This window comes from Nocardia alba NBRC 108234, assembly GCF_001612665.1.
Classification (GTDB): domain Bacteria; phylum Actinomycetota; class Actinomycetes; order Mycobacteriales; family Mycobacteriaceae; genus Nocardia; species Nocardia alba.
Window position 1 is genome coordinate 1 of sequence record NZ_BDAX01000039.1, and the last position, 12,262, is coordinate 12,262.

The window sequence follows — 12,262 nt, forward strand, 5'->3', positions numbered from 1 at the left end:
CCCGGGAACCCCGGCGGACCACTATGTCCGATTCCCCTGTGGGCCCCGTCACCCTGGAGTATGTTGTCGAGAACAACATTCGCTCCAGCTCGACCGCCCGTAGGCGGTGGTTCCACGAAAGGCCCACGCTCATGCGTCAGGGAATCTTCGGCATCGCGGCCGTCTCGATCGCACTTCTCACCACGCTCACCGCCTGCGGCGACGACACTTCCAACTCGGGGGGCAGCGGCGCTGAGATCGGCGTCATCCTGCCCGACAGCAAGACCTCGGCGCGGTGGGAGACGGCCGACCGCAAGTACCTCCAGCAGGCGTTCGACGCCGCGGGGATCAAGGCCGACATCCAGAATGCCCAGGGCGACAAGAACTCCTTTCAAACGATCGCCGATCAGATGATCACCAACGGCGCCTCGGTGCTGATGATCACCAACCTCGACAGCGGCACCGGCAAGGCGGTCATCCAGAAGGCCAAGGCCCAGGGCGTGACCGTGATCGACTACGACCGGCTGACCCTCGGCGGCGGCGCGCCGTACTACGTGTCGTTCGACAACGTGAAAGTCGGCGAGCTGATGGGCAACGGCCTGGCGAAGTGCCTGGCCGACAAGCAGGCGGCGAAGCCGGTCGTGGCCTACCTCAACGGCGGACCGACCGATAACAACGCCGCCCTGTTCAAGAGCGGGTACGACGGTGCGCTGAAGCCGAAGTTCGCTGCTGGCGAGTACCTGAAGGGTCCGGATCAGGCCGTCCCGGAATGGGATAACACCAAGGCGGGCACCATCTTCGAGCAGATGCTCACCGGTACGCCGAACCTCGGCGGCACCGTCGCGGCCAACGACGGTCTGGCCAACGCGGCCATCGCGGTGCTGAAGAAGCAGAAGCTGAACGGGCAGATTCCGGTGACCGGTCAGGATGCCACGGTCCAGGGGCTGCAGAACGTCCTGGCGGGCGATCAGTGCATGACCGTGTACAAGGCGATCAAGCTCGAGGCCGCCGCGGGCGCGAAGCTGGCGATCGCGCTGGCCAGGGGCGAGAAGGGGGAGGCGCCGAGCACCGTCGACGATCCTGAGGCCAAGACGAAGGTGCCCGCTGTGCTGCTCGAGCCGAAGGCGATCTTCAAGAACAACGTCAACGACGTCGTCGCGGACGGTTTCGTCGACAAGGCCGAGCTGTGCACCGGTGAGTTCACCAAGCTCTGCGCGGATAACGGCGTCCGCTGATGACCGATACCCCGCTCATCGAACTGCGCGGTCTAGCGAAGAGTTTCGGCCCCGTCCATGTTCTGCACGATATCGATTTCTCCGCCTACCGCGGTGAGGTGACGGCCCTGGTCGGCGATAACGGCGCGGGCAAGTCGACCCTCGTCAAATGCATCGGCGGCACCCACGCGATCGATGCCGGTGAAGTGCTGTTCGACGGCGTGCCGGTGCAGATCGGCACGCCGCGGGATGCGGCCGCGCTGGGGATCGAGATCGTCTATCAGGATCTGGCGCTCTGCGACAACCTCGACATCGTGCAGAACATGTTCCTCGGTCGCGAGAAGAAGCACGGCATCGTGCTCGACGAATACGGCATGGAGGAGCTCGCGGGCACGACCCTGGCCGGCCTGTCGGTGCGGACGGTGACGTCCGTGCGGCAGAAGGTGGCGAGCCTGTCGGGCGGACAACGCCAGACCGTCGCCATCGCCAAGGCCGTGCTGTGGAACAGCAAGGTGGTGATTCTGGACGAGCCGACCGCGGCGCTCGGTGTCGCGCAGACCCAGCAGGTCCTCGAACTGGTGCGCCGCCTAGCCGACAAAGGTCTCGCGGTGGTGCTGATCTCGCACAATATGAACGATGTCTTCGCGGTGTCGGATCGAATCGCGGCGCTGTACCTGGGCCGGATGGCCGCACAGGTGCGGACCGCCGATGTGACGCATTCGCAGGTCGTCGAACTGATCACCGCCGGCCGCAGCGGGAGTCTCGGAATCGGGGTGCGGGCATGAGCACGGTTGTCACGGACAAGGCCGCGGCGCCGGCCGCACCGGTGACCGAGTTGGTCACCGGCTATGTCGCGCGGATTCGCAGCGGCAATATGGGTGCGCTGCCCTCGGTCATCGCGCTGGTCGTGCTGTCGGTCGTCTTCTGGATCGCGCGACCGGTGTTCATGACCCAGGGCAATATCGCGAATCTGCTCACCCAGGGCGCCGCCATCGCGGTGATCGCCATGGGGTTGATCTTCGTGCTGCTGCTCGGGGAGATCGATCTGTCGGCCGGCTTCACCAGTGGCGTGTGCGCCGCGGTGCTCGCGGTGCTGCTCACCGACAAGGGCTGGCCCTGGTATGCGGCGGTGCTCGTCTCGCTGCTCACCGGCGTCGTGATCGGGCTCGGCATCGGTGCGATCGTGGTGAAGATCGGGGTGCCGTCGTTCGTGGTGACGCTGGCCGCGTTCCTTGCCCTGCAGGGCGTGGCGCTGAAGATCATGGATAACGGCCGCAATATCTCGATTCATGACGAGACGATCCTGGCCATCGCGAACAAGAATGTGCCGCCGCTGCTGGGCTGGGTCATGTATCTGGTGCTGGTGGGCGGGTTCTCGTTCGTGCAGTACCGAAAGTTGCGGGCGCGCAACACACTCGGGCTGACCGGCGAGACGGCGCCGGTGGTCGCGTTGCGGATCGCCGCCGTGGCGCTTGTCGCGGGGATAGCGGTGCTGGTGCTCAATGACGAGCGCAGTCGCAATCCGGAGGTCAATTCGCTGCGGGGTATGCCGATCGTGGTGCCGATCATCATCGCGCTGTTGCTGTTGTGGACGTTCGTGCTCAATCGGACCTCGTTCGGTAGGCATATCTACGCGGTCGGCGGCAGCGTGGAAGCGGCACGGCGCGCGGGCATTCCGGTCGATCGGATCAAGATCAGCGCTTTCGTGTTGTGCTCGACGATGGCCGCGGTCGGTGGCTTGATCGCGGCTTCGCGCGCCAACTCGGTCGATCCGAATACCGGCGGTTCCGATGTCCTGCTCACCGCTGTCGGTGCGGCGGTGATCGGTGGAACCAGTTTGTTCGGTGGTCGTGGCCGGATGCTCGACGCGGTACTCGGGGCCGCGGTGGTCGCGGTGATCAACAACGGCATGGGCCTGATGGGCTACAGCGCGGGCACGAAATTCGTTGTGACAGGATTTGTCCTGCTGCTCGCGGCGGGGGTGGACGCGCTCTCCCGTCGGCGTTCGCTGCCAGGAAGTTGACCATCGACCGGGAAGGCTGGGCCGGATGAGGGCTGCACCCGCCCCGGACGAGATCCGAACGCGCAATCTCGCCGTCTTGCTGCGCCACGTCCATCTGAGTGGCCCGGTCTCCCGGGCGGAGCTGGCCGAGCGAATGAGCTTGAACCGCAGCACAATTCTGGCGCTGACCACCGATCTGGCCGCTGCCGGGCTGGTGAGTGAGGAACTGCCACGACAGACGGGTAGGGCCGGACGCCCCTCGCTGGTGGTGCGGCCGGAATCGGAGCGGGTGTTCGTGCTCGCGTTGGACGTCGGCGCGGACCGGCTCGCGGTGGCGCGGGTCGGTCTGGGCGGTGTGATCCTCGACCAGCGCGAAACACCGCGTGACAGTGCGGCATTCGATCCCGACGAGGTAGTCGAGTCCTTGGCGGTGCTGGCGGAGACGATGATCGGCGCGGCGGGACCCGATAGTGTCTGTGTGGGTGTCGGTCTCGCGTTCTGCGGCATGGTCCGGCAGGGCGACGGCGTGGTGCGGTACGGGCCGAACATCGGCTGGGTGGATGTGCCGGTGGGCGCGAAACTGTCGGAGCGGCTCGGTGTGCGGGTGGTGGTCGGCAACAACGCCAATCTGGGCGCGCTCGCCGAGCGTGAGCGCGGTGTCGGTGCGGGAGTGTCGGATCTGATCTACCTGCACGGTGAGGTCGGCATCGGTGGTGGCGTCATCATGGGCGGCGAACTGCTCGGTGGTGAGGGCGGCTACGGCGGGGAGGTCGGGCACATGATCGTCAATCCGGGCGGGCGGGCGTGCCGGTGTGGTTCGCGCGGTTGCCTGGAGGCGGAGGCGGGGGAGCTGGCACTGATCGCGGTGACGGGCCGGGCCGATCTCACCGGCCGGGCGGCGGTCGAGGCGATCGTCGACGCCGCCGCCCGCGGTGACGCGACCGCCCGCGACGCGCTGCACCAGGTCGGCGACTGGCTCGGGTTCGGGGTGGCCAACCTGGTCAATATCTTCAACCCGACGATGGTCGTGTTCGGTGGGGTACTGCGCGAGATCTACCTCGCCTCGGCCGCGCAGGTGCGCAGCCGGTTGGCCGTGAACGGGCTGTTGGCGGTCCGTGAGCGCGTCCGGCTGCGAACCTCCGCGCTGGCCGACGACGCCCCGCTGATCGGGGCCGCGGAACTGGCATTCGGCGACGTGCTGACCGACCCACTGCAGACACTGGCACGCGCCTACGGCAGATGATCGATCGGCGCTGGTCTCGCGGCTATCGTGAAGGAATGGCGACCACAAGGATCGGCACGCAGATCAACGCGCCGCGCTCGACTGTCTACCGCCTGATGTTGGACGCTGTCGCGATCGCGACCTGGATGCCTCCGCCGGGCGCGACGGCCGCGGTGCATCGGTTCGAGCCGAAGGAGGGCGGATCGTTCTCGGTCACCCTCAGCTATGACGAGCCGACCGAAACAGGTGAGACGCCGGTGCTGCACCACGAAGCCTTGTTCGGGAAGTTCCGCACGCTCGTGCCGAATGAGCAGGTCGTCGAGGTGCTGGAGTTCGTCACCGAGACCCCGGGGATGACAGGTGCGCAAACGGTGACCTTCACCCTGACCGATGCCGACGGCGGCACCCACCTCGACACGGTGCACGAGGGAGTTCCGGAGGGACTGAGCTCGGCTCTCAACGAGAAAACCTGGCACGACGCGTTGACGAAACTGAAGGCGCTGGCCGAGCGGGAATCGCGCGGCTGACCTTCGGCCTGCGTCGGGTTCCACCGTTCGAGCCGCTTGCGGCGCTGTTGTGCGGCATCGATATCGAGCGACCCGCTCGCCCGGACTTCGCCACAGCACGCAGTGCGAATGTGGAGTCGGGCCTTTCGAATCAGGGAAACCTTAATGGTGTTCGGGGGCGATCACGGTTGCTTGAATTCGTTCATGCACCGACCGAACACCTTTCGACCCGGCCTGCGTGGCCGCGCCACCGCCGCACTTCTCGCGATGGCAACCGTTGCGACGCTCGGCCTGACCGGCTGCGCGCGAGGCAACGACGCACCGGTCGGCACTCCAGACGCGCCACTGCCCACCGAGGTTCCACCGGGGACCACGCTCGTCGTCGCCGATCAGTCGGAACGTCTGCAGTCGGCGCTGCGACTGTCCGGAGAACTGGACAAGCTGCCGTTCAAGATCGAGTTCGCGAACTTCGTCGGCGGCCCGGCCATCCTCGAGGCCTTCCGGGCGGGCGCGGCCGACGTCGGTCAGGTCGGCGATGTGCCGCCGATCCACGCGCTGGCCGCGGGCCAGGACGTGCCGATCATCGGTTCCTATCAGACCAACCCGCAGGCCCTGAAACTCGCTGTGGCGCCGGGCCGTTCGATCAGCAAGCTCACGGATCTGAAGGGCAAGAAGATCGCCTACGCCGAGGGCACCGCCCAGCAGGCGGCGGTGTTGAAGGCGCTCACCAAGGCGGGTCTGAAGCCCACCGATGTGGAGCTGGTCCGGCTGCAGCTGGCCGAGTTCCCTGACGCGGTCCGCACCGCTCAGGTCGACGTCGCGCCACTGATCGAACCCAACGTGACCCGGTTCCTCCGCACCGAGGGCGCCTCGCTGATCCCGGACTCGGAGACCACGGGCATCTACAGCGGGCTCGCCTACCTGTACGCGCGCCGGGCGGTGGTCCAGGATCCGGCGAAGGCCGCCGCGACCCGTGCTCTGGTCGGCGCGTTCGTGCGGGCCTGGCAGTGGACCAACACCCATCGCGAGGAATGGGCCACCCGCTACTACGTCGGCAGCCAGAAGGTCAGCGCCGACGATGCCAAGCGGATCGTCGAATCGCTGGGCACATACACGTTCCCGCACCTCGACCAGCAGTTGATCGCCCGCCAGCAGACCACGATCGACGCGATCGACGCCGTGGGCGAGCTGCCGAAGAAGATCAAGGCCGTGGACGGTTTCGACCTGCGCTTCGACGCCGCGGTCACCGAGGCCGTCACTGCCAGCGGAGCCGCGTTCGCACCGGCGGTGAGCTGATGGCCACCATCGACGCGGGGGCGCTGCGCAAGCTCAGGGCCAGCACGGCCCCGGTCGAAGCACTCGCCCCGCGTGGGCGGAGTCGGCGCAAACTGGGGCCGGGCAAGCCGATCCCGTTCGGCTTCGCCCTCGGCCCGGCCCTGCTCATCGGTACCTGGGTGGTCGGGTCCGCGATCGGCGCCATCGATCCGGAGACACTGCCCGCGCCGTGGACGGTCGCGCAGACCGCGGGCGAGCTGATCGCCGACGGTCGGTTGCAGTCCAACCTGCTGACCTCGTTGCAGCGGGCCGTGATCGGCCTCGTTCTCGGCGTGACGATCGGCGTGGTGCTCGCGCTCATCGCGGGTCTGAGCCGCATCGGTGAGGCCGTGGTCGACGGTCCGGTGCAGATCAAGCGGGCGATTCCGACGCTGGCGCTGATCCCGCTGTTCATCGTCTGGTTCGGTATCGGCGAGCAGATGAAGCTGATCGTGATCACCACCAGCGTGCTCATCCCGATCTACATCAACACCCATGCCTACCTGCGCAGCGTCGACGCGCGCTATGTGGAACTCGCCGAGACGGTGGGGCTGTCGCGGTGGGGTTTCCTGCGGCGGATCGCGCTGCCGGGTTCGCTTCCGGGCTTCTTCCTCGGGCTGCGGCTGGCGGTGACCATCTCCTGGCTGGCGCTGGTGGTGGTCGAGCAGGTCAACGCGACCAGCGGCATCGGCTACCTGATGACGCAGGCACGCACGTACGGGCAGATCGACGTGATCGTCGTCGGCCTGGTGATCTACGGACTGCTCGGACTGTTCGGCGACCTCGCCGTGCGGGCAACGGAACGAAAGGCGCTGGCGTGGCGACAGACACTGGGCGACTGAGCTCCGAGGAGCGGGTCGTCGTACGCACCCGCGCGCTGACTCGCGGCTTCGGCACGCGAATCGTGTTGAACGGCATCGATGTCGAGATCCGGCGCGGTGAGTTCGTCGCGCTGCTCGGGCGCAGCGGTTCCGGCAAGAGCACTCTGCTGCGGGCACTGGCCGAACTGGATTCGGAGGTACCCGGTTCCGGTGAGCTGACGGTGCCGACGCAGCGCGCGGTGGTGTTCCAGGATTCGCGGCTGCTGCCGTGGGCGCGCGTACTCGACAATGTGGTGCTCGGGTTGACCGGGCGCGACGCGCAGCAGCGTGGCCGGTCCGCGCTGGCCGAGGTCGGGCTGGCCGGTCGGGAAAAAGCTTGGCCGCGTCAGCTTTCCGGCGGTGAGCAGCAGCGGGTAGCGCTGGCCAGGTCGCTGGTGCGTGAGCCGGAATTGCTCTTGGCCGACGAACCGTTCGGGGCCCTGGACGCGCTCACCCGGATTCGGATGCACGCCCTGTTGCAGGCGCTGTGCGAGCGGCACCGGCCCGCCGTCTTGCTGGTCACCCACGATGTGGACGAGGCCGTGCTGCTCGCCGATCGGGTGCTGGTCCTCGACGAGGGCCGGATCACGATCGACCAGCGCGTCGAGACTCCGCGCCCGCGCAGGCACGCGCATCCGGAGTTCGTCCGGCTGCGCGACACGCTGCTGGCGGGGCTCGGCGTCGACACCACAGATTCAGAGAAAGTGAAACAGGCATCATGAGCGCACCACGTCAACTGAGTCTGAACGCGTTCATCTACCCGTCCGGACACCACGAGGCGGCCTGGCGCCATCCCGACAGCAGGCCCGACCGCATCTACGACGTCTCCTATTACCAGGAGATCGGGCGTACCGCGGAGGCGGCCAAGCTCGACGCGGTGTTCTTCGCCGACGGTCCCGCCCTGCGCACCGATGTGCGCCACAATGCCGCGCCCGGCCTCGAGCCGATCACACTGCTGACCGCGATCGCCGCGGCGACAACACATCTGGGCCTGATCGCGACCGCGTCGACCACCTACTACGAGCCCTACAACCTGGCGCGGCTGTTCTCCTCGCTCGACCACATCTCCGGTGGCCGCGCGGGCTGGAACATCGTCACCACCGGAACAGATCTGGCCGCGGCCAATTTCGGGCTGGAACGGCATCCCGATCACGCCGCGCGCTATGCCCGCGCACGAGAATTCGTCGACGCGGTGGTGGGGCTGTGGGACAGCTGGGAAGACGACGCGATCGTGCTCGACCGCGCCGCCGGTGTGTACGCCGATCCGGACAAGATCCATCCGATCGATTTCGTCGGCGAACACCTCAGTGTGCGTGGGCCTTTCAACTCCGCGCGGACACCGCAGGGACGTCCGGTACTGGTGCAGGCGGGCGCCTCGAACGAGGGCCGTGCCTTCGCCGGAAAATACGCGGAGGCCATCTTCACCGCGCACCAACGGCTTTCGGACGCGCAGTCGTTCTACGCCGACATCAAGTCCAAGGCCGCCGAGTTCGGGCGCTCCGCCGACGAGGTGAAGATCCTGCCCGGCATCAGCCCGTTCATCGCCGACACCGAGGCCGCCGCGTTGCGGTTGGAGCGTGAGTTCAACGAGTTGACGGTGCCCGAATACGGGATCAAGCAGCTGGAATCGATCACCGGTACATCGCTGCGCGGGCTCGCGCTCGACGAGCCGGTGCCCGCGGAGGTGTTCGCGGGGGCGGGCGATGTCACCGACAACGCGCGCAGCAGATTGCAGGTGGTGGCGGGGATCGTCGAGCGGGAACGGCCGACGCTGCGTGGGTTGCTGCACCGGCTGGCCGGTGCGCGCGGGCACCGCGTGTTCGCGGGAACCCCCGAGCAGGTGGCCGACACCATCGAGGAATGGTTCACCCAGGGCGCGGCGGACGGCTTCAACGTGATGCCGCCGTACTACCCGGGTGGGCTCGAGGTCTTCGCCGAGACGGTGGTGCCGATCCTGCAGGAGCGCGGCCTGTTCCGCACCGAATACACCGGGACCACGTTGCGCGAGCACTTCGGCCTCGCGCGGCCGGAGAGCAAGTTCGCCCGCAGCGCCGCGCTGGCCGGATGACGGTGGGCTGTTGTAGCCGACACGGCGCGTGCCGCTCGGTGGTGGCGCGGTGACTCGACTGCGATCCATGGCGTTGGCGGTCTTCGTTCCCTCCGCCATCTATGGAATCGGTTCGGGCGCGGCGGCTCCCATGCTGCCGCTGCGTGCGCTCGAACTCGGCGCGTCGGTCGGCACCGCGGGCGTGGTCGTCGCCATGATGGGCTTCGGGCTCATTCTCGGCGATCTGCCCGCGGGCTGGCTCGTGGCCCGTACCGGGGAGCGCAAGGCCATCGCGCTCGGCTCGTTCAGTTGCGCATTCGGGCTGCTCGTGGCCATTCTCGCGCCGAATATCGCCGTGTTCGCGGTCGGGCTGCTGATCAACGGCGCCTCGGGTGCGGTGTGGGGGCTGGCCAGACAGACCTACATCGTGGCCGTGGTGCCGAGTGCTGATCGGGGACGGGCCTTTTCGACGTTGGCAGGCTGGATGCGGTTCGGGTTCTTCGCCGGACCGTTCCTCGGCGCGGCCGCGGTGCATTGGCTCGGGCCGATCGGCGGACTGTGGATCCAGCTCATCGCCATGCTCGTGGCGGGCGCGCTGGTGTTCGCCATACCCGAGACCGACGGTTCGCCGACGGTGGTCAGCGACAACACGATTCGCGGGGTAGTGGTCGAGCATCGCAGGCTGCTCAGCACCCTTGGACTCGGCGCGTTGCTCATGGGAGCGGCGCGCGCGGCCCGGCAATCGCTGCTGCCGCTGTGGGCGGTGCACATCGGCGCCGACGCGGCGACCACCAGCATCGTGTTCGGCATCGCGGGCGCGGTGGATGTGCTGATGTCCTATCCGGCCGGGATCTGGCTGGATCGGTACGGCCGCAAGGCGATCGGCGTTCCCGCCATGATCGCCTTCGCCGCCGGGTATGCCACGTTGCCGTTCGCGGGGTCGGTGGTCGGACTCACCGCCGTGGCCGTGCTGCTCGGCTTCGCCAACGGGCTGAGCAACGGTGTGATCATGACCGTCGGCGCCGATGTGGCGCCGCCCGGCCAGCGCGCGGAGTTCCTCGGCGCCTGGCGGCTCACCCACGACATCGGGATGTTCGCCGGCCCGATCGCGGTCGGCGCGATCAGCGCGGTGACGGTACTCGGCGTGGCGGCGGGGGCGCTGGCGGTGGCGGGGCTCGGCGGGGCGGCCGCGATGTATCGGTGGTTCCCCGGACGTCCGGTCGTGGCCGTGGTGGCGCAGCGAGCCCCGAGTCCGAAGGAGACCAGGGAGTCGGTGGAGAGCAACTGAGCAGCGACGGCCGGAAGCGTTCCGATTCGACTGCCCCTACAGTGGAATTATGTCGTCATTCGATCGGCATCCGTCCACCGTCGCGGACTTCGACGATGCGCGTCGGCGGAATCGGTTGCGTGAAACCCGGCTCGGACACTCCTGGAGCGGTTGGCGCCGGACCAGGCTGGTGCTGCTGCGAATTCTAGGGTTCCTGCTGGTCGCGTTGATCGTGTTCGGGCAGTACTGGATTCACGATGTGGTTCCCGAACGCGAGCGGCTGGCACAGACCTCACCGGAGTTGCTGCCCGCGAATCTGCCCGCCGACGCCCGGGATTGGGACACCGCCGTCGTCGATCTGGTCGGGCTGGGGGGAGTCAACGCGACGCCGACCGCCAAGGCACTGCCCGCGCTCAGCCGGCTCGGGGTGGTGTGGGCGGTGCGCTACGACAACGCGGGTATCGACACCAAGGTCATCGCCGACATGATCGTGCGGGCCGCGCGGTACGGCAATGTGCGCAATATCGTGCTGGTCGGGCACAGCATGGGCGGGATCATCGCGCTGGAGGTGGCGCGCCATATCCACCAGAGCAGCGACCGGCGATTGGTGGCCGTAGTACTCGACTGCACGCCGATGGATCTGGACGCGGTGCGCCCCGAGAGTCGTAGTCGCGGCGCCGATCTGGTGCGGTGGCTGGGCTGGCTACCCGGCGCGAGGGAGAGCCGGATCCTGCGCTTCGCGGTCGAGATGTCGGCTCGGCGTGAACGTTTCGCGCAGCGCGACGGGCTGTTCTTCGAGATCGACTGGCGCGCGCTGCGCGAAACGTCGGCGCAGGTGTTGCGCGACAAGATCTTCTCCGACGACGCCGCGAGCAACGGGTTGATCGAGGCGCAGTTCCTGGCGATCGTCGCCGGCGGCGGCACGGCGGATCTGCGGGCGCTCGGTAAACCGAATCCGGACAAGCGAAACCCGGCGATCGTGTTCATCCGGCCGCGCGAGGCGTCGCGCGACGAGGTGGTGGACGTGGAGTATTCGCACCGGGTGCTGATCGAGAACTCCGGCGGCGTGAACGGCACCCTGTCGGTGGTGCGGCCGAGTGGGACCGAGCACGCGAATCCGATTCAGCGACCCGCCGAGTACAACGCGGTCATCGAGGCGCAGGTACTGCCGTTCGTGCGCCGCTATCAGGAAGCCAATCGCCACGACCCGCCCTGATCGTCAGCGCACGCGGGTCCCGAGGACCGCCCGCACGCCCGCGATGAACAGCTGCAAGCCGAAGTCGAATCGCGCGGTCGGGTCGGGAGTGTCGAGCAACGGTGTGTTGTCCTCGGGCAGGGCGCCGACGGAGTCCATCTGCATGCGTGACTGCTCGTCGACGGTCTGGCCGAGCACGTAGTAGAGCAGGGTGTAGGCCGTGAGATCGGCTTCCTCCCTGGTCATCCCGGCTCGGATGACGATGCCGGCCAGGCGTTCACGCGCCTTGCTGGTGGTCAGACGCGAGGCGTAGGTGGCCGAGACCAGTTCGGCGCCGTCGCGATAGGCGAGCAGGCAGTCGCGCAGTCGGTGCGCCAGTTCGGTGAGCTGCGCGGGCCATTCGGTGGCGGCGATCGGCTCGTCCATCGGGGCGAGAATCCGGTCGGCTACCGCGCCGAGCAGGGTCTGCTTGTCTTTGACGTGCCAGTACAACGCCCCTGGCTGCACCTGCAGCGAGCCCGCGAGCCGGCGCATCGTCAGGTCGGCGAGCCCGTACTGATCGAGAATCGTGACGGCGGCATCGACCACATCCGTCTTCCGCAGTTGCACGCGCGTCCTTCCGACGATTTTGCGACCCGAGTGTCGTGGTTCACTCG

Annotated in this window: 12 protein-coding genes; 11 read left to right on the plus strand and 1 reads right to left on the minus strand. The window is 67.7% G+C overall.

Annotated elements, in window-relative coordinates; all coding sequences use genetic code 11:
- Positions 1-131: 131 nt before the first annotated feature.
- The 11 genes from NA12_RS30450 (at position 132) to NA12_RS30500 (ending at position 11,627) form a co-directional block, all read left to right on the plus strand.
- Positions 132-1,214 carry a sugar ABC transporter substrate-binding protein gene (locus tag NA12_RS30450; protein WP_067459373.1) on the plus strand — a complete coding sequence of 361 codons (1,083 nt, stop codon included), beginning with the start codon at positions 132-134 and terminating at the stop codon, positions 1,212-1,214.
- Complete coding sequence (locus tag NA12_RS30455; RefSeq protein WP_067459376.1) at positions 1,214-1,978, plus strand: ATP-binding cassette domain-containing protein; 765 nt, start codon at positions 1,214-1,216, stop codon at positions 1,976-1,978. Before NA12_RS30450 ends, NA12_RS30455 begins: the two co-directional genes overlap by 1 nt.
- Entirely contained in the window at positions 1,975-3,216 is a 1,242-nt protein-coding gene (locus tag NA12_RS30460) for a sugar ABC transporter permease (RefSeq protein ID WP_067459379.1), read from the plus strand. The genes NA12_RS30455 and NA12_RS30460 overlap by 4 nt, the downstream gene beginning before the upstream one ends.
- A gap of 25 nt (positions 3,217-3,241) precedes the next feature.
- Positions 3,242-4,438 carry an ROK family transcriptional regulator gene (locus tag NA12_RS30465; protein WP_067459382.1) on the plus strand — a complete coding sequence of 399 codons (1,197 nt, stop codon included), beginning with the start codon at positions 3,242-3,244 and terminating at the stop codon, positions 4,436-4,438.
- Positions 4,439-4,473: 35 nt separating this feature from the next.
- Complete coding sequence (locus NA12_RS30470; protein ID WP_067459385.1) at positions 4,474-4,944, plus strand: SRPBCC domain-containing protein; 471 nt, start codon at positions 4,474-4,476, stop codon at positions 4,942-4,944.
- Positions 4,945-5,127: 183 nt separating this feature from the next.
- A complete protein-coding gene (locus tag NA12_RS30475; RefSeq protein WP_067459552.1) occupies positions 5,128-6,219 on the plus strand; it encodes an ABC transporter substrate-binding protein in 1,092 nt (363 codons plus the stop codon).
- A complete protein-coding gene (locus NA12_RS30480; protein WP_067459388.1) occupies positions 6,219-7,079 on the plus strand; it encodes an ABC transporter permease in 861 nt (286 codons plus the stop codon). The genes NA12_RS30475 and NA12_RS30480 overlap by 1 nt, the downstream gene beginning before the upstream one ends.
- Positions 7,055-7,819, plus strand: coding sequence for an ABC transporter ATP-binding protein (locus NA12_RS30485; RefSeq protein WP_067459391.1), 765 nt, complete (start codon positions 7,055-7,057; stop codon positions 7,817-7,819). The genes NA12_RS30480 and NA12_RS30485 overlap by 25 nt, the downstream gene beginning before the upstream one ends.
- Positions 7,816-9,165, plus strand: a complete 1,350-nt coding sequence (locus tag NA12_RS30490; protein WP_067459394.1) for an LLM class flavin-dependent oxidoreductase — start codon at positions 7,816-7,818, stop codon at positions 9,163-9,165. The genes NA12_RS30485 and NA12_RS30490 overlap by 4 nt, the downstream gene beginning before the upstream one ends.
- A 49-nt stretch (positions 9,166-9,214) precedes the next feature.
- The gene (locus NA12_RS30495) at positions 9,215-10,432 is read left to right on the plus strand and encodes an MFS transporter (protein WP_243655125.1); all 1,218 of its coding nucleotides are present in this window, start codon (positions 9,215-9,217) and stop codon (positions 10,430-10,432) included.
- 49 nt (positions 10,433-10,481) lie between these two features.
- On the plus strand, positions 10,482-11,627 hold the full coding sequence (locus NA12_RS30500; RefSeq protein WP_067459400.1) for an alpha/beta fold hydrolase: 1,146 nt from the start codon (positions 10,482-10,484) through the stop codon (positions 11,625-11,627).
- A 3-nt stretch (positions 11,628-11,630) separates the two neighbouring features.
- Here the strand turns inward: NA12_RS30500 and NA12_RS30505 are convergent, their stop codons facing one another.
- The gene (locus tag NA12_RS30505) at positions 11,631-12,215 is read right to left on the minus strand and encodes a TetR/AcrR family transcriptional regulator C-terminal domain-containing protein (protein WP_067459403.1); all 585 of its coding nucleotides are present in this window, start codon (positions 12,213-12,215) and stop codon (positions 11,631-11,633) included.
- Positions 12,216-12,262: the final 47 nt, after the last annotated feature.

Excerpts from the sequence above, each read along its gene's own strand:
- NA12_RS30450 (WP_067459373.1), top strand. The coding sequence starts at position 132 with ATGCGTCAGGGAATCTTCGGCATCGCGGCCGTCTCGATCGCACTTCTC.
- NA12_RS30455 (WP_067459376.1), top strand. The coding sequence starts at position 1,214 with ATGACCGATACCCCGCTCATCGAACTGCGCGGTCTAGCGAAGAGTTTC.
- NA12_RS30460 (WP_067459379.1), top strand. The coding sequence starts at position 1,975 with ATGAGCACGGTTGTCACGGACAAGGCCGCGGCGCCGGCCGCACCGGTG.
- NA12_RS30465 (WP_067459382.1), top strand. The coding sequence starts at position 3,242 with ATGAGGGCTGCACCCGCCCCGGACGAGATCCGAACGCGCAATCTCGCC.
- NA12_RS30470 (WP_067459385.1), top strand. The coding sequence starts at position 4,474 with ATGGCGACCACAAGGATCGGCACGCAGATCAACGCGCCGCGCTCGACT.
- NA12_RS30475 (WP_067459552.1), top strand. The coding sequence starts at position 5,128 with ATGCACCGACCGAACACCTTTCGACCCGGCCTGCGTGGCCGCGCCACC.
- NA12_RS30480 (WP_067459388.1), top strand. The coding sequence starts at position 6,219 with ATGGCCACCATCGACGCGGGGGCGCTGCGCAAGCTCAGGGCCAGCACG.
- NA12_RS30490 (WP_067459394.1), top strand. The coding sequence starts at position 7,816 with ATGAGCGCACCACGTCAACTGAGTCTGAACGCGTTCATCTACCCGTCC.
- NA12_RS30500 (WP_067459400.1), top strand. The coding sequence starts at position 10,482 with ATGTCGTCATTCGATCGGCATCCGTCCACCGTCGCGGACTTCGACGAT.